Source organism: Mycetocola sp. Y444 (assembly GCF_059445295.1).
In genome coordinates this window covers 961,107-977,767 of the sequence record NZ_JCAIUB010000001.1, presented here as the reverse complement: position 1 = coordinate 977,767, position 16,661 = coordinate 961,107, and the positions used below count along the sequence as shown (strand labels likewise).

Below are 16,661 nucleotides of genomic sequence, written 5' to 3'. Positions count from 1 at the left end.
CTGAATATCTGAGCGCGTCGCCGCCCGACATTGGGCTGAGTGTCTATCGACGACTCCGCGGGCGACCGCGTTGGGTTTAGAAGCTTTCCGGGTAACGGCAATCCTAGGAGTGAGAACCGGTCTCGCTTGTGGCGGCGGTCTCTCGGGATCCGACGGCTGGGAGGTCAGGCTCGCTGACGTCCACGTAGTCCGAATCCGTGTGTGTCGATTGTACACCGGCGTCGGTACCGGCCCACTCACGGCCAGGAACGTACGGGCTCGGCTCGAGACCCGTGTGGCGCCTGGACTGAACGACGACGATGAGGATGCCGATAACGATGGCGAGCAGTGCCGCCCAGACGTTGACGCGGAGACCGAGGATGACCTCGCTCGGGTCGACCCGGATCGACTCCCACACGGTGCGGCCGAGGCCGTACCAGATCAGGTAGAGGCCGAGCACCTTGCCCCACTGCAGCCGGAACCGGCGCTCGAGGATGAGCAGGACGGCAACACCGGCCAGGTTCCAGATGACCTCGTAGAGGAACGTCGGGTGGAAGAGCGTCCCGGCAGGGAGGCCCTGGGGCCAGGCCGCGTTGGATTCATCGATCTCGAGTCCCCACGGGAGCGTGGTCGGGGTGCCGAACAGTTCCTGGTTGAACCAGTTGCCGAACCGCCCGAAGGCCTGGGCCAGAAGCAGGGCGGGTGCAACGGCATCCGCGAAGGTCCAGAACCTGATACCGGTCATCTTGCAGCCGAGCCACGCACCGATCGCGCCACCGATGAGCGCGCCAAAGATGGCGATGCCGCCCTCCCAGATGTACAGGGTTCGCAGCAGGTCGGCGCCGGGGTAGAAGTAGTCGTTGGGGTGCGTCAGGACGTGGAAGACCCGCGCTCCCACGATGCCGAACGGCACCGCCCAGAGAATGATGTCGAGGACGACCCACGGTTCAGCTCCGCGGCGGGTGAGGCGTGCGTTGGTGAGGAATGCAGCGGCGACGATGCCGGCGAGAATGCACAGGGCGTAGAAGTGGATGGTGAAGTTGCCCAGCTGGATGTAGCTGACATCTGGACTGGGGATGCTGAGGTGGAAGGACACTGAGCTCCACGCCTTTCTCGGTATGACTCTTGGGACGTGCGCGTCTAACTCTAGTTCTCGCTGGCGCGGCCCTGTGACAGCTCACGCGCAACGGCAGCAACGCTCGAGATCCCGCCGGTGGCGAGGGCGTTCACCAGCGCCGAGCCGACGATGGCACCGTCCGCATACTCGAGGACTTCGCGTACCTGGCTTGCCGTGGAGATACCGACACCGACGCAGGCGTTCTCGGCACCGACCTCACGGAGTCGCCCGATCAGGGCCCTGGCCGCAGAGTCGACGTCGCTCCGCGCACCGGTAATGCCCATCGTGGATACCGCGTAGACAAAGCCGCGGCTCGCCTCGACGACCTGCCTGAGCCGTTCGTTCGTCGATGACGGTGCAGCGAGGAAGACCCGGTCGAGGCCAGCCCGCTCTGACGCGCTCAGCCACGGTTCGGCCTCATCGGGGATGAGGTCAGGCGTGATCAGCCCTGCTCCCCCTGCTGCGGCGAGGTCGTCGGCGAACCTGTCGACCCCGTACTGAACAACAGGGTTCCAGTAGGTCATGATCAGCACGGGCACGTCCACCTGTGACGTGATCCGGCTGACCGCCTCGAACCCGTGCCTCAGCCGGAACCCATTGGCCAGTGCCTGCTGGGTCGCCTGCTGGATGACCGGGCCGTCCATGACGGGGTCAGAGTACGGCAGGCCCAGCTCGATGATGTCGACGCCGCTCTCGGCGATGGCGACCGCGGCGTCGACGCTCTCGTCAAGCGTGGGAAACCCGGCGGGCAGGTAGCCGATCAGCGCTCCAGTCCCTGACTCGCGGCGAACCTGAAGAACGGATGCCACGCTGGTCACGATTGTTCTGCTCCCGAATCGATGAGGTCGAAGTAGCGCCCGGCAGTTTCCATGTCTTTGTCGCCGCGGCCGGACAGGTTGATCAGGATCGTGGCGTCCGGCCCGAGTTCCTTGCCGAGTTCGAGCGCACCGGCGAGGGCGTGTGCACTCTCGATCGCGGGGATGATGCCCTCGGTGCGGCTGAGCAGCCGAAGAGCGCTCATGGCCGCTGCGTCGGTGACCGGTCGGTACGTGGCCCGGCCCAGGTCGGACAGCCACGCGTGCTCAGGTCCGACGCCCGGATAGTCGAGTCCGGCAGAAATCGAGTGCGACTCGATGGTCTGTCCGTCCTCGTCCTGGAGCAGGTAGCTGCGCGCACCATGGAGAACGCCAGGGCGGCCCTTCGTGATGGTGGCGGCGTGCCTGAGCGTCTCAGCGCCCTCACCAGCGGCCTCGAACCCGTAGAGGGCAACGTCGGTGTCGTCGAGGAACGCGTGGAAGATGCCTATCGCGTTCGATCCGCCGCCGACGCACGCGGCGACGGCATCCGGGAGCTTGCCGGTGAGCTCGAGGACCTGCGCCCGCGCTTCCTCACCGATGATCTTCTGCAGGTCGCGGACCATCGCGGGGAACGGGTGAGGGCCAGCGACGGTGCCGAAGATGTAGTTCGTCGACTCGACGTTGGTCACCCAGTCGCGCATGGCGTCGTTGATGGCGTCCTTGAGGGTGCGGGACCCGGTCTTGACAGCGACAACTTCGGCGCCCAGCAGGCGCATTCGCGCGACGTTGAGCGCCTGGCGTTCGGTATCGACCTCGCCCATGTAGATCACGCAGTCGAGACCGAACAGTGCGGCGGCCGTCGCGGTTGCGACACCGTGCTGCCCGGCACCGGTCTCGGCAATCACGCGGGTCTTGCCGATGCGCCTGGTCAGAAGAGCCTGGCCGAGCACATTGTTGATCTTGTGCGAACCCGTGTGGTTGAGGTCTTCCCGCTTGAGGATCATCCGCGCACCGCCGCCGTGGGCGGCGAACCTGGGCACCTCGGTGATGATCGATGGGCGCCCGGTGTAGCTCCGGTGAAGCTCGGTCAGCTCAGCGGCGAACGCCGGGTCGAGTTTGGCGAGCTCCCACGCCTCCGACAGCTCGTCGAGGGCGGCGATGAGTGACTCGGGGACGAAACGCCCACCGAACTCGCCGAAGTATGGACCAGTTTCGTCCCGTAAAGCCATGTCTATACCGCCAGGAATTCGCCGAGGGTGAGGATGGGATCGCTCGTCACGAGCGCTTCGCCGATGAGTACGACGTCAGCGCCAGCCGCGCGGTAGTGAGCAACGTCTGCCGGGGCCAGCACGGCAGACTCAGCGACCCTGATGACCCCGGACGGGATCTGGGAAGCGAGGGTGCCGAAGAGATCGCGATCGAGCTCGAAGGTGGAGAGGTTGCGTGCGTTGACGCCGATGAGTTCTGCGCCGAGGTCGAGGGCCTGCTCGAGCTCTTCCGCACTGTGGGTCTCGACGAGTGCGGTCATTCCGAGTTCGCGGATGAGCGTGTACAGCTCACTCAGTGTCGACCCGTCGAGGCCTGCAACGATCAGCAGTGCGAGGTCTGCTCCAGCGGCCCGCGCTTCGAACACCTGGTACGGGGTCGAGATGAAGTCCTTGCGCAGGACGGGAATCGACACAGCACCGCGGACCTCTTCCAGGTCGGCGAGTGAGCCCTTGAACTTGCGTCCCTCGGTGAGCACGCTGATGGCACTCGCTCCCCCGGTCTCGTAGGAGACGGCGAGCTGGGCCGGGTCAGGGATGTCGGCGAGCTGCCCGCGGGACGGGCTCGCCCGCTTGACCTCGGCAATGATCTTGACGCGATCGGCCGGCGCGAGCGCAGACAGGGCGTCGAGAGGTGCTGGTGCGGCAAGCGCAGCGGCTTCCACCTGCGATAGCGGGCGCTCAAGTTCGCGCTCGCGAGCGTCGGAGAGAGCGCCGGCCATCAGATCGGCCAGCACGGTACTAGTGCTCCTTGGGGGCGGACTTCGGACCGTTGACGCCGTAGCCGGCCTTCTTCATGATCCAGCCGACGATGGCGCCGACGACGACGAGTCCCGCGGATGACCACACGAGCCAGGGCGTGTCGAACCAGAAAGCGATGGTGCCGACGGCAAAGCCGATCAGCATGATGGTGATGGCCGTCCAGGCGGCAGGTGAGTGGCCGTGTCCCGGTTCGGTTGACTCTTCGCTCATGGGTCTCCTTCAGTCTTGGTGCAGCTTTCAGTCTATCGGGTGGCGGTACGACCGGTCGCGTCACATCAGGTCGCGGGAGCGGTCGGCTCGCTGCGCGCCAACGGCGGCACGCACATGTCTGGCAAGCGTTACTTCGTGGGGTCGTCGCCCCGTGTGAGGTCGTCCCAGCTGTCGACAGCATCCGGCATCTCGGCGGTCGCGGCGGGCTCGAGCCGTACCGTGGAGTATTTCTTCGACGAGCGCGGCCACGAGCGTGCCGTGACCACAATGCCGATGCCGGCGATGGCCGTGGCGATCCCGAGAACAAGGGTGATGGCCGGCCACGGGGTGAAGGCCGCCGCATCGACGAGAGCCGCTATCGATTCGGTGCCTGCGATGCCCGTGGCATCCGTCACAGCGGCTCCCGCCGCACCGACCGGGTCGGTGAAGACGAGGACGGCAGAGAGCGCGACGCTTGCCCCAAGGGCCACCTCGAGAACACCGAGCAGGTAGCGGAAACCGATGCCGGCGATGGCGAGAGCCGCGCCGAGGGCGAGGGACGCCAGGGCGAGGGCAGCGAGGGCTGGGGCAGCGACGGCACCGTCAACGGCCAGTACGTCGCGAGCCGGTGCCGTCAGCGTGACCGTGAGCCACTGCTGCGTCCACGCGATGAGGGTGAGGCCGGCGAGGGCCAGCGTGAGCAGCATGAGCGTGTACTTGACGCGCTTACCGCTCCGGCTGGCGTCCGTGGTCGCCTCGCTCATGTGACCCTCGTCATCGCGTTGGCGACGGCGACGGCCCGAAGCGGCGCCGCTGCCTTGTTCTGCGATTCCAGGAACTCGCTGTCCGGGTCCGAGTCCGCGACCAGGCCGCCTCCGGCCTGAACGTGGGCGACACCGTTCATGATCGTTGCGGTGCGAATCGCGATCGCCAGATCGGTGTCACCGGAGAAGGCAAAGTAGCCGACCACTCCCCCGTAGACACCACGCTGAGCCGGCTCCAGTTCGTCGATGATCTCGAGCGCGCGCGGCTTCGGCGCCCCCGAGAGCGTGCCGGCCGGAAAAGTCGCCCGGAACACGTCGATGCCCGATGCCCCCGGCGTGAGGTTTCCCTCGACGCTCGAGACGAGGTGCATGATGTGGCTGAACCGCTCGATGCGCATGAACTCGGTGACCTCAACCGTGCCGGGCGTGCAGACCTTCAGCAGGTCATTCCGGGCGAGATCGACGAGCATGAGGTGTTCAGCGCGTTCCTTCTCGTCTGAGGCGAGCTCTGCGGCGAGTTCGGCGTCACGCTCAGGGGTCTCGCCCCTCGGCTTGGAACCGGCGATCGGGTGGGTGAATACCCGGCCCTTCTGCACCTTGACGAGCGCCTCCGGCGACGAGCCCACGATGGAATACGGCGTGCCATCAACGGTGTGGAGGTTGATCAGGTACATGTACGGGCTCGGGTTAAGGCTCCGCAAAATCCGGTACACGTCGATCGGGTCTGCAACGCACTCCTGATCGAAGCGCTGGGAGACGACAACCTGGAAGATGTCGCCGTTGCGGATGTGTTCCTTGGCGGTCACGACCGAGTCCAGGAAGTCCTCACGCCGGGTGCGGTGCTTCGGGTGCGCCGCAGTGGCGAGGTCGACGTGGGCGAGCCAGGCCTGGCTGGGTTCTGCGAGCCGTGCCTGCATCGAGTCGAGTCGCTCCTGGGCGTTCCGCCACAGTGTTTCTGCGTCATCGAGGCCGTCGTTGAGCACGTTGGCGATCAACTGAACGGTACCGGTGCGGTGGTCGATGACGACGAGGTCAGCAACGAAGGACAGCGCCTGGTCCGGCACACCCACCTCGCGGACCGGCTGGTTCGGCAGGCGTTCGATTTGACGAATCGCCTCCCAGCCGATGAAGCCAACGAGGCCACCGGTCAGGGGCGGGTGCCCGTCGACGGGTGGGGTCTCCCACCGGCTGTGCAGTTGCGCGATCGCCTCGAGCGGGGTCAGCCCGTCGATGGTCCCGAGCGCACGTTTGGCATTCATGCCGTAGTCCAGCCAGGCGGTCGCGTCGTGGTTCTGGGTCAGAACGCCGAAGCTTGACACCCCGACGAAGGAAAACCGTGACCAGATGCCGCCCTGCTCCGCGGATTCGAGCAGGAAGCTGCCCGGGCGGCCGATGGCGAGCTTGCGGTAGATACCGACCGGCGTTTCACCGTCTGCGAAGAGTTCCCGGATGACAGGAATCACCCTGTGCGCGGCGGTGAGTTCCCGGAACCCGGCGTGCGTTGTCGTTCCCGTCTGGGCCTGGTGCTTAGTCATCGCTGTCTCCGCTGTCGGTGTCACCGTCGTCGGGGATGTCGCCGATCACCGGGCTGAGGTCCCGCGAGTCGAAACAGGTTCGAGTGCCGGTGTGGCAGGCAACCCCCACCTGCTCAACCTGGATCAGCAGCGTGTCGTTGTCGCAGTCGAGCGATGCCCCGCGAACGTACTGCGCGTTACCCGATGTGTCGCCCTTGCGCCAATATTCGGAGCGGGACCGTGACCAGAACGTCACCCGGCCCTCCGTGAGGGTGCGACGGACCGCTTCGTCGTTCATGTAGCCGAGCATGAGAACCTCGCCGGTGTCCCATTGCTGGATGATCGCCGGCACAAGCCCGTCCGCGTTGAACTGGATGGATTCGACAGTGGATGAGACGCTCATGAGCGCACCAGGATCCCTTCGCTTCGGAGTTCGCGCTTGACGTCGTCGATGGTGAGCTGTCCCGAGTGGAAGACGCTCGCGGCGAGCACGGCATCGGCGCCGGCTTTGATGGCAGGCGGAAAGTCCTCTGCGCGCCCTGCGCCGCCCGATGCGATGACGGGAACCGTGCTGATTTCACGCATAAGCGCGAGCAGCTCGAGGTCGAAGCCTTCTTTTGTGCCGTCAGCGTCGATGGAGTTGACGAGGAGTTCACCAGCTCCGCGCTCGATGGCTTCCCGCGCCCACTGGAGGGCGTCGAGTGTCGTCTCGGTCCGTCCGCCGTGTGTCGTGACGACGAACCCCGATTCGGTGGTTCCGGACCTCTTGACGTCGAGCGAGAGGACGAGGACCTGCGCACCGAACCTGTCGGCGATCTCGCCGAGCAATGCGGGCCTCGCGATGGCGGCGCTGTTCACGCCGACTTTGTCAGCGCCGCTGCCCTGAAGCCGAGCGACGTCTTCGGTGCTCCGGATGCCGCCACCGACGGTGAGGGGGATGAACACCTGTTCGGCGGTCCTCGTCACGACGTCGTAGGTTGTCGCACGGTTGTCGACCGTCGCTGTGACGTCGAGGAACGTCAGTTCGTCCGCGCCCTGTTCGTAGTAGCGCCGCGCGAGGGCGACCGGGTCACCCGCATCACGCAGGTTCTGGAAGTTGACACCCTTGACTACCCGGCCGTCAGCGACGTCGAGACAGGGGATGACACGTCGCGCCAGGCTCATCGTCGTCCTGACCTAGAGCCGAGCCGCGTGGATGGCACTCACCAGGATGGCGCGCGCGCCGATCTCGTAGAGTGCGTCCATGATCTGGTTGGTGCGCTCACGCGGAACCATCACCCGAACGGCCACCCACTCCTTGTCGCGAAGCGGAGACACCGTCGGCGATTCGATTCCGCCGGCAATGGCCGTGGCCTGGTCGAGGAGGCGCTCAGGCAGGTCGTAATCCATGATCACGTACTTGCGTGCGACGAGAACTCCCTGCAGCCGGCGCAGCAGCGTCGTGAGTCCCGGCTTCTCCTCCGGTGCACCGATGAGAACGGCCGTCGATTCGAGGATGACCGGGCCGAAGATGTCGAGTTCAGCCTTGCGCAGGGTGGTGCCGGTCGAAACGACGTCGGCGACGGCATCCGCGACGCCAAGCCGGACAGCCGATTCAACAGCCCCGTCGAGCGGAACGAGCTTCACCGTGACGTTGTGCTCGGCGAGAAACGCACCGACGAGGCCGGGGTAGCTCGTCGCGACCCGCAGCCCGGAAAGGTCTGACAGTTCGGTGAAGCGACCGATAGGTCCCGCAAAGCGGAACGTCGAGTCGGCGAAGCCGAGGCTTTCGATCTCGGTTGCGTCTGAACCTGAGTCGAGCAGCAGGTCACGGCCGGTGATGCCGACGTCGAGCGCGCCTGAGCCGACGTAGGTGGCGATGTCGCGGGGGCGGAGGAAGAAGAACTCGACACCGTTGCGTGCGTCGATGAGGTGGAGTTCCTTGGGGTCCCTGCGGCCGGCGTATCCGGCTTCTGACAGCATCTGGGCTGCGGTGTCGGCGAGCGAGCCCTTATTGGGCACTGCGATTCTCAACATCTGGTTTTCTCTCGTTCGGAGCGGTTCTGATCGACGGTGTGACTGGGGATTATCCCGGCATCACAGATGTCGATAGACGTCCTCCGGGGAGAGGCCCTTGGCGATCATGAGCACCTGGAGGTGGTAGATCAGCTGGGAGATCTCTTCGGCGGTCTCGGTGTCGCTCTGGTATTCAGCGGCCATCCAGACCTCGGCGGCTTCCTCGACGATCTTCTTGCCGATGGCGTGCACGCCCGCGTCGAGCTCGCGAACGGTGCCGCTGCCCTCTGGCCTGGTTTCGGCCTTCGAGCTGAGTTCCGCGAACAGGTCGTCGAATGTCTTCACAGTATTCAGGGTACTAGCGTTTCGGGCCCCGGGCGTGCGTGTGCGCTGAGGCTGCCCTGCGAAGCAGGTCGATCTGCAGGCCGGGATTGTCGGCAGCGAACACGCTCGAGCCGGCAACGAAGGTGTTGGCGCCTGCTTCAGCCGCGATCCCTATGGTGTCCTCACTGATTCCGCCGTCGACCTGCAGCCAGATATCTGAGCCGACCTTGCCCGCCGCCTCGGCGAGCAGCCTCAGCTTCGGCATCGTCTCCGGCATGAACTTCTGCCCGCCGAAGCCGGGCTCGACAGTCATCACGAGGACGAGGTCGAACTCGTCGAGGATGTCGAGGTATGGCTCGATCGCGGTGCCGGGTTTCACGGCGATTCCCGCGCGGGCACCGATGTCACGAAGCCGCCTGGCTACGGCAACGGGGCTGTCGGTTGCCTCCGCGTGGAAGGTGACGGAGTATGCGCCGAGTTCGGCATAGCCGGGCGCCCAGCGCTCGGGGTCGTCGATCATGAGGTGCACGTCGAGGGGAACCGGTGAGACCTGCTGGATCCGCTCGACCATCTGTGGACCGAAGGTGAGGTTCGGGACGAAGTGGTTGTCCATCACGTCGACGTGGACGAGGTCGGCTGAACTGATCGAGTTGAGCGCACTCTCGACGTTGACAAAGTCAGCGGCGAGGATGCTCGGGTTGATCCGGATCGACATGGGGAGAGCCTAACCGAGCCCGTCAGGCTTTGCTGATCAGGGCGATGAACATGGCGTCGGTGTCGTGGCGGTGTGGCCAGAGCTGGACTGTCGTTCCGTCGCGGTCGGGCTGCTGCTCGCCGAGCTCCACCGGTTCGAGCACGAACGAGTTCACGACGGATGCGGTGTCGAGGAGTGTTGCGCTCTCCCCGAGGCGCCTGAGCGCGTCGAGGACGACGCCACGCGACTCCGCGAGGTGGGGCGAGCAGGTGACGTACGCGAGGACTCCACCCGGCTTGAGGGCGGCGAACGCCGAGAGCAGCAGTGACTGCTGCAACCTGGTCAGGTCGCCGACGTCCCTGGCGGTCTTGCGCCAGCGCGCTTCCGGCCGACGCCGCAGGGCGCCGAGGCCGGTGCACGGTGCGTCGACGAGGATCCTGTCGTAGGTGGCGGGGTGCAGGTCGCCGATCGTGGTCCCGTCAATTTCCGTCACGTCGATGTCGCCAGGTACCGGCGCTACAGCGCGGCGAACCAGCTCCGCACGAGCCGGCACGACCTCGTTTGCCGTCAGTCGCGCTCCGCCGATGGCGGCTTCGGCGCCGAGCAGGGCGGTCTTGCCACCCGGTCCAGCACAGAGGTCGAGCCACAGTTCCCCCTCCGTGACCGGCATCGCCCTGCTGAGCGCGAGTGCGGCGATTTGCGAGCCTTCGTCCTGTACGCGAATCCGACCGGCTTCGGAGCGGATGGCGGTATCCGGGTCGCCGCCGTCGAGGACGAACCCGAACGGGGAGAACGTGTCGGGCTCCGCGCCGTCGGGGATCTGTGCGAGACCGGGAAGCGCAATGAGGTTCACCCGTGGCGCCACGTTGTCAGCGGCGAGCAACTGTTCGAGCTCGTCGCTCCTGCCCTCGGCAGCGAGTGCCTGCCGGAACGCGCGCACGATCCACGCCGGGTGGGCGAACTCGGCAGCGAGCCTCTCATCGTTGGTCTTCGTGGTCGCGAGCACCCGCTCGCGCCACTCGTCTGCCGATGACCGGGAGATGGTGCGGAGCACGCCATTCGTGAACCCGACCGCCGATCGCGACCCGACGCTCCTCGCAAGGGCGACCGACTCGTTCACCGCCGCGTGGGGCGCCACGCGAGTGGCGAGCAGCTGGTGTGCGCCGAGCCTGAGGACATCGAGGATGTCCTCGTCGATCTGCGCGACCGGACGGTTGGCGGCGAGCTCGATCACGCGGTCGTAGTATCCGCGCATCCGGAGCGTGCCGTACGTCAGCTCGGTGGCCAGTCCGGCATCCGCTGTGCCGAGGGCCTGTCGTTTGATGAGGGTCGGCAGCAGGAGGTTGGCGTACGCGTCGTCGCGGCTGACCGCGTTGATGACGTCGAACGCGACGCGGCGTGCTGGCTGGATTGAGGCTGGGGATTCGGGTGCGGCATTCATTGTGTGGTTCTACTCTGCCACGATCTGGGGATCGGGCCCGAGTCCCCGCCACCAGTCGGCCGCGCGCATTGCCGATTTTCCGGCCGGCTGGACCGTGTCGAGCTGCAGTGCCGTCGACCCGGTGCCGATGAGCACCTCCCGCTCGGAGCGGGCGAGTACGCCGGGAGGAAGTGTGACGTCCGGGCGAGGCGTCATGCCGAGGATTTTGAACCTCGCACCGCCGATCGTCGTGTGCGCGCCGGGTTCGGGCGTGACACCCCGGAATCGGTTGTAGAGAGTTTCGGCGTCCTGAGTCCAATCGAGTCGGCCATCCTCAATTTTCAGTTTGGGCGCGAGGGTCACCTGACCGGTCTGCGGAACCGCGCTGGCGCGTCCGCCGGCGATGTCGTCGACGACCCTGACGAGCAGTTCGCTCCCGGTGACGGCGAGTTCCGAGAGGAGGTCTGCCGCCGTGGCGTCGGATGCTATCGGGTGATCAACGGTGCCGAAGATGTCGCCGGCGTCGAGCTCAGGCACGAGCTGGAAGACGCTCGCGCCGGTGACGGTGTCACCGGCGATGAGCGATCGCTGGACCGGTGCTGCTCCGCGCCACGCCGGCAGCAGGGAGAAGTGCAGGTTGATCCAGCCGAGCCTGGGCGTCGAGAGCAACGGCTCCCGTAGCAGTCCCCCGTAAGCGACGATCACGCCGAGGTCGGCGTCAAGGGCCCGGATGCGCTCGGTCACGGCGTCGGTGAGGCGGTTGGCCTTGAGAACGGGAATCGAGTGTTCCTCCGCCACCAGGGCAACGGGCGACGGGGTGAGAACGCGCTTGCGGCCGAGCGGGGCATCCTCGCGCGTCAGTACAGCGACGACATCGTGTTCGCTGTCGATCAGGGCGGTGAGGCTGGAAACAGCGACGGAGGGCGTGCCGGCGAAGATCAGCCTCATGCGGAAAAGTGCGTGGAGGCGGAGGGGCGGGAAAGGCTCATGACAGGATCTCCGGGTCGTCGAATCGTACTCTCAGTGTAGGCATCTGCCGGTACGCGGCCTTGCCCGCCGGCGGCTTGCGCCTCATCGTCGCGTTCTTCACCACCGCCGCCCTGAGCTCGCGAGCGGCGGCCTGCGCCTTGCCGTAGTCGAGCCGCAGAATGGTGCGAACGCCGTCTGACGTCGGCACGGGACCGAGCACATCAGCCGGGACGAGCGACGTGACGGCAGCGACGGCATCCCGAACCGCCGTCTCGTCTCCCGTCACGGATGCCACACGCACCGCCGGCGGGAATCGGAGGGTTCGCCTGTCAGCGAGCTCAGCCGACGCGAACGCCGGCTGGTTCCAGGTTGCGACGGCCGTGGCGAGGGTGCCGGCGACCCCGGTGAGGATGACAGGGGCGCCCGGCGCAGACAGGGCAGCGGCGTTGGACCACCAGCGCAGGCAGTCCTCGGCGATGCGCAGCGATTCGGCAGCGAGCATCCGATCGCCGTCGAGCAGCAGGACGGCAGCATAACCGCCGTCGGCGACCGGCTCCGCTCCCCTCGTTGCGACGACGAGGGCTGGTGACCCGGAAACCCCGGTGACCTGCCGTTCGCCGTCTGACACCACAACGCGAACGCCGGGAAACGCGCGACCGAGTTCCTCGGCGGTGCGTCCCGTCCCGCGGGTGACGAGCCTGAGCTTCGTGCCTTCACAGTTGTCGCACGCCCAGTTGCCCGCGATCGCACCGCACAGTGTGCACGCGGGCAATGCGCCGGCACGAGGAATACCGAGCGGCCCGTGGCACGCTGTGCAGCGCGCGGCCTGTGAACATCTGGCGCAGGCGATGACCGGCGCGTAGCCCGGCCTGGCGACCTGGACGAGCACGGGTCCGGTCTGGATCGCCTCCTTGGCCTGCCGCCACGCCATTGAGGGAATGCGCGCGGTCACCGCTCCCGGCTCCGCTTCGTTCGAGGTGGCCGTGAGCATCACCCGTGGCGTGTACACGCGGCTTGGCCCGACCGGGGTGACAAAGCCGATCTCCACCAGCCGCTGCACATCTGTGCTCCGAGTGTGCCCGGCAAAGACGAGTGCAGCGCCGGATTCCTCCTGGCGCACCAGGGCGGCGTCCCGGGCGTGCACGTAGGGAGACAGTGGCTCCGCGTGTAGTGGATCTCCGTCGTCCCACACCACGATCAGCCCGAGGCGCGCGGCGGGTGCGTACACGGCCGACCGGTTGCCGATGATCACGCGGGGCTGGGCGGTGAGGCAGTCCAGAAACGAACGGTATCGCTCGGCGTTGGACTGCCTGGCGTCGACCCTCGTGAGTTGTTCCGGCGGAATGATCCGTTCGAGCGCGGCCTGGAGCTGGTCCTGGTCGCGGTAGTCAGGGAGCGCGACAATGACCGACGAGCCGTTGGCGACGACCCGTGCGCTGAGTTCGGCGATGGTGAGAGCCCAGCGGCCTACCCAGGCGGTCCCAAGGTCGGTCACCGTGGGGATCGCGGCAAGCGCGATCCGGCTCCCCGCATCAATGGCGTCGCCGAGGGACTCCGGGTAGTCGTGAATCGGCAGCGGGTGCCCGGACCCCGAGTCCGGCCCGTTGGCCGGAGCATCGTTGGCCGGAGCAGTGTTGGCCGGTGCATCGTTGGCCGGAGTATCCGTCGTCGAATCGGCGTGCTGATCGTTAGCGCCGACCGTTGCGGCCTGTTCCGCCACCCAGGTCTTCTCCACCCGAACCTGGCGCGGCGGAATGGCGAGCCGCAGGATGTCTGTCGCTGAACCCGCCGCCCTGTCCGCGAGCCGGCGTGCCAGGGTCCACAGTTCCGGCGTGAGAACCGGGACCGGCGAGACGACGGACTCGAGCGGGCTGAGCGTCCCGTCGAAGCCATCTGCCTTCGCCACGACATCGACGATGTACCCCCGCGACAGTCGGCCAGCCGAGCGGAACGGCACAGCGACCCGGACACCGGGCACCGCCGTCTCGGCGAGCTCAGGCGGGATGCTGTAGTCGAAGAGGTGATCCAGTTGCGGAAGGGGCGAGTCGATGGCGACTCGGGCGACGTGACCAGGCGCTGGGCTCACCGGCGCGCTGTCGGCCGGTGCGCTCATGGTTACAGCCCGGCCGCGCTCTGCAGCTCGGCGACCCGGTCGAGGCGCTCCCAGGTGAAGTCGGGGAGCTCACGGCCGAAGTGTCCGTATGCCGCAGTCGCAGCGTAGATCGGACGGAGGAGGTCGAGCGAAGACACGATGGCGGCTGGACGGAGGTCGAAGACCTCGCGGATGGCGTCGACAATGGTCTCCTCCGAGACCTTGGCCGTTCCGAACGTCTCGACATAGAGGCCGACCGGAGCCGCCTTGCCGATCGCGTATGCGACCTGCACCTCAAGCTTGTCGGCGAAACCGGCAGCGACGGCGTTCTTCGCCACCCAGCGCATCGCGTATGCAGCGGAACGGTCGACCTTCGACGGGTCCTTTCCGCTGAACGCTCCCCCGCCGTGCCGTGCGGCTCCGCCGTAGGTGTCGATGATGATCTTGCGGCCAGTCAGGCCGGCGTCGCCCTGTGGGCCACCGATGACGAAGCGCCCGGTCGGGTTGATGAGAAATTTGACGTTCTCGGAATCCAGATCGACCGAGTCGAGAACCGGCTTGATGACGAGCTCGGCGACATCGGCACGGAGCTGCTCGACATCGATGCCGTCCTGGTGCTGGGTCGAGAGCACGATCGTCTCGACCGTGCGGGGCGTGATCCCGTCGTACCCGATGGTCGCCTGGGTCTTGCCATCGGGGCGCAGGTAGTCGAGCTCGCCTGACTTCCGGACCTCTGCGAGACGCTCGGCCAGTCGGTGCGCGATCCAGCCGGGAACGGGCATGAGCTGCGGCGTCTCGGTGGTGGCGTAGCCGAACATGATGCCCTGGTCGCCGGCACCCTGTGCATCGAGAGCGTCGGAGCTGGACTCCTCGCGTGCCTCGAATGCCGCATCGACGCCCTGGGCGATGTCGGGCGACTGCTGCCCGATTGACACGGACACTCCGCATGACTTGCCGTCGAACCCGACGTCGGAGTGGTCGTAGCCGATGTTGGTGACGAGCTCGCGGATCAGTGCGGGAATCTCGACGTAGGCCTCGGTGGTGACCTCGCCCGCTACGTGGACGAGGCCGGTGGTGACGAGGGTCTCAACGGCGACGCGGCTCTGCGGGTCTTGTTCGAGCATGGCATCGAGGATGCTGTCTGAGATTTGGTCGCATACTTTGTCTGGATGCCCTTCGGTCACAGATTCCGAGGTAAACAGGCGCAGTTGCGTCATACCAACTCCAAGTGGGACAGGGTGAGTGCGGGGCTAAACGAGCGAGTTCAGGATGCTGTGAGCAACGTCGAGTTTCTCGCCTGAGGCCTTCATCACTATATCTCCGCCCCGTGACAGCATCACGACACTGTTACGGTCGGTGGAGAATCCCTCGGACCAGCTGACCCGGTTGAGGACGAGAAAATCGCAGCCCTTTCGGGCGAGCTTGGCGCGCCCCAGGTCAATCAGTTCGTCCTCCGAATTCGCGGTTTCGGCTGCAAAGCCGACAACGATGCCCCGAGGCTTTGAGGCGGAGAGACCGGCGAGGATATCGGGGTTTTTGACGAGCGTGAGCGTGAGTTCGTCTCCCGTCGATTCCTTCTTGATCTTCTCGTGCCTGACCTCGGCTGAACGGTAGTCGGCGATCGCGGCAGCCATGATCGTGATGTCCGCTGTCTCTGCGGCGTCCGTGACCGCACGCGCGACATCCGCCGCTGTCGGCGCATCGATGACGTCGACACCGGCTGGCGCTGGCACGTCGAGGTGCGCAGCGATGAGAGTCACTGACGCTCCGCGACTCACCGCTGCCTCTGCGAGGGCAACGCCCTGCTTGCCGCTCGACCGGTTGCCGATGTAGCGAACGGGGTCGAGGGGTTCACGGGTGCCGCCGGCGGTGATGACGACGCGCTTTCCCGCGAGGTCACGCACGGGAGGCGAGACCACCGCGAGCGCGGCAGCGACGATGATCTCCGGCTCTTCCATCCGGCCGGGGCCGGAGTCGGTGCCCGTGAGCTGGCCGGAGGCGGGGCCGACGACCGTCACGCCACGGGCGCGCAGCGTGTGGATGTTGGCGACCGTCGCCGGGTTCTGCCACATCTCGGTGTGCATGGCCGGGGCGATGACGAGGGGTGCTGTGCTCGCGAGGACCGTGTTCCCGAGCAGATCGTCCGCAAGTCCTGCAGCGAGCTTGGCGATGGTGTTTGCGGTCGCCGGGGCGATCACGATCAGGTCGGCTGCCTGGCCGATGGCGACGTGCCGCACCTCGGCGACGCCCTCATAGAGTTCGGTGTGCACCGGGTTGCGTGAGATGGCCTCGAGCGTCGGGCGTCCGACGAACTTCAGGGCGCCGGCGGTGGCGACGACCTGGACGCTGTGGCCCTGCTTAACGAGTAAACGGATGACACCGACCGCTTTGTACGCGGCGATGCCACCCGTTATGCCGACAACAACGTTCAATGAGCCTGTCATCGGGTACTGCAGAGACTATTCGGCGATGGGACGCAGAACGAGCTTGTCTTCGTTGATCTCGTGGAGTGCAACGGAGAGCGGCTTGTCCTCGACCTGCGAGTCGACGAGCGGACCCACGTTGTCAAACAGGCTGCCTTCATGAAGGTCAGCGTAGTAGTCGTTGATCTGGCGGGCGCGCTTCGACGCGAAAATGACGAGAGCGTATTTCGAGTCGACCTTGCTGAGCAGGTCGTCGATCGGCGGGTCAATGATTCCCTTGGGTTTTTCAGCCATAACTGAAGTTCACACTCCTCGTGCGTCGCGGATTTTGCGGAAGAAAGGTCTTTTGGCGGCTGC

General features: G+C 66.3%; 18 protein-coding genes. All 18 read right to left on the bottom strand.

Annotation, left to right across the window (positions count from 1 at the left end; all coding sequences use genetic code 11):
- Positions 1-103 precede the first annotated feature (103 nt).
- The 18 genes from lgt to rpoZ all read right to left on the bottom strand — a co-directional run bounded on the left by lgt (position 104) and on the right by rpoZ (position 16,598).
- Positions 104-1,075 carry a prolipoprotein diacylglyceryl transferase gene (lgt, locus tag AC1C2M_RS04675; protein ID WP_483404148.1) on the bottom strand — a complete coding sequence of 324 codons (972 nt, stop codon included), beginning with the start codon at positions 1,073-1,075 and terminating at the stop codon, positions 104-106.
- A 50-nt stretch (positions 1,076-1,125) separates the two neighbouring features.
- Positions 1,126-1,914, bottom strand: coding sequence for a tryptophan synthase subunit alpha (trpA, locus tag AC1C2M_RS04670; protein ID WP_495433977.1), 789 nt, complete (start codon positions 1,912-1,914; stop codon positions 1,126-1,128).
- Positions 1,911-3,122, bottom strand: a complete 1,212-nt coding sequence (gene trpB / locus AC1C2M_RS04665; RefSeq protein WP_108391017.1) for a tryptophan synthase subunit beta — start codon at positions 3,120-3,122, stop codon at positions 1,911-1,913. The genes trpA and trpB overlap by 4 nt, the downstream gene beginning before the upstream one ends.
- Before the next feature lie 2 nt (positions 3,123-3,124).
- Positions 3,125-3,895 carry an indole-3-glycerol phosphate synthase TrpC gene (gene trpC, locus AC1C2M_RS04660; RefSeq protein WP_495435412.1) on the bottom strand — a complete coding sequence of 257 codons (771 nt, stop codon included), beginning with the start codon at positions 3,893-3,895 and terminating at the stop codon, positions 3,125-3,127.
- A 4-nt stretch (positions 3,896-3,899) separates the two neighbouring features.
- Positions 3,900-4,130 carry a DUF6704 family protein gene (locus AC1C2M_RS04655; protein ID WP_483404152.1) on the bottom strand — a complete coding sequence of 77 codons (231 nt, stop codon included), beginning with the start codon at positions 4,128-4,130 and terminating at the stop codon, positions 3,900-3,902.
- Between the two features lie 128 nt (positions 4,131-4,258).
- Positions 4,259-4,873 (bottom strand): Trp biosynthesis-associated membrane protein, encoded by a 615-nt coding sequence (locus AC1C2M_RS04650; protein ID WP_483404153.1) that lies wholly within the window; start codon positions 4,871-4,873, stop codon positions 4,259-4,261.
- Entirely contained in the window at positions 4,870-6,408 is a 1,539-nt protein-coding gene (locus AC1C2M_RS04645; protein ID WP_495435411.1) for an anthranilate synthase component I, read from the bottom strand. The genes AC1C2M_RS04650 and AC1C2M_RS04645 overlap by 4 nt, the downstream gene beginning before the upstream one ends.
- Positions 6,401-6,790: a phosphoribosyl-AMP cyclohydrolase gene (gene hisI / locus AC1C2M_RS04640; RefSeq protein WP_483404155.1), complete on the bottom strand. Its 390-nt coding sequence runs from the start codon at positions 6,788-6,790 to the stop codon at positions 6,401-6,403. The genes AC1C2M_RS04645 and hisI overlap by 8 nt, the downstream gene beginning before the upstream one ends.
- Positions 6,787-7,551 carry an imidazole glycerol phosphate synthase subunit HisF gene (hisF, locus tag AC1C2M_RS04635; RefSeq protein ID WP_483404156.1) on the bottom strand — a complete coding sequence of 255 codons (765 nt, stop codon included), beginning with the start codon at positions 7,549-7,551 and terminating at the stop codon, positions 6,787-6,789. Before hisF ends, hisI begins: the two co-directional genes overlap by 4 nt.
- Before the next feature lie 12 nt (positions 7,552-7,563).
- The gene (gene hisG, locus AC1C2M_RS04630; protein ID WP_483404157.1) at positions 7,564-8,403 is read right to left on the bottom strand and encodes an ATP phosphoribosyltransferase; all 840 of its coding nucleotides are present in this window, start codon (positions 8,401-8,403) and stop codon (positions 7,564-7,566) included.
- Between the two features lie 60 nt (positions 8,404-8,463).
- Complete coding sequence (locus tag AC1C2M_RS04625) at positions 8,464-8,727, bottom strand: phosphoribosyl-ATP diphosphatase (RefSeq protein ID WP_483404158.1); 264 nt, start codon at positions 8,725-8,727, stop codon at positions 8,464-8,466.
- A 13-nt stretch (positions 8,728-8,740) separates the two neighbouring features.
- Positions 8,741-9,421 carry a ribulose-phosphate 3-epimerase gene (gene rpe, locus AC1C2M_RS04620; protein ID WP_483404159.1) on the bottom strand — a complete coding sequence of 227 codons (681 nt, stop codon included), beginning with the start codon at positions 9,419-9,421 and terminating at the stop codon, positions 8,741-8,743.
- 22 nt (positions 9,422-9,443) lie between these two features.
- Positions 9,444-10,841, bottom strand: a complete 1,398-nt coding sequence (locus tag AC1C2M_RS04615) for an RsmB/NOP family class I SAM-dependent RNA methyltransferase (protein ID WP_495435410.1) — start codon at positions 10,839-10,841, stop codon at positions 9,444-9,446.
- A 9-nt stretch (positions 10,842-10,850) separates the two neighbouring features.
- Complete coding sequence (gene fmt / locus AC1C2M_RS04610; protein ID WP_495435409.1) at positions 10,851-11,768, bottom strand: methionyl-tRNA formyltransferase; 918 nt, start codon at positions 11,766-11,768, stop codon at positions 10,851-10,853.
- 37 nt (positions 11,769-11,805) lie between these two features.
- Positions 11,806-13,902: a primosomal protein N' family DNA-binding protein gene (locus tag AC1C2M_RS04605; protein WP_495435408.1), complete on the bottom strand. Its 2,097-nt coding sequence runs from the start codon at positions 13,900-13,902 to the stop codon at positions 11,806-11,808.
- 2 nt (positions 13,903-13,904) lie between these two features.
- Complete coding sequence (gene metK, locus AC1C2M_RS04600; protein ID WP_495435407.1) at positions 13,905-15,098, bottom strand: methionine adenosyltransferase; 1,194 nt, start codon at positions 15,096-15,098, stop codon at positions 13,905-13,907.
- A gap of 33 nt (positions 15,099-15,131) precedes the next feature.
- On the bottom strand, positions 15,132-16,325 hold the full coding sequence (gene coaBC, locus AC1C2M_RS04595; protein WP_495435406.1) for a bifunctional phosphopantothenoylcysteine decarboxylase/phosphopantothenate--cysteine ligase CoaBC: 1,194 nt from the start codon (positions 16,323-16,325) through the stop codon (positions 15,132-15,134).
- 15 nt (positions 16,326-16,340) lie between these two features.
- A complete protein-coding gene (gene rpoZ, locus AC1C2M_RS04590) occupies positions 16,341-16,598 on the bottom strand; it encodes a DNA-directed RNA polymerase subunit omega (RefSeq protein ID WP_108391030.1) in 258 nt (85 codons plus the stop codon).
- Between the last annotated feature and the right edge of the window lie 63 nt (positions 16,599-16,661).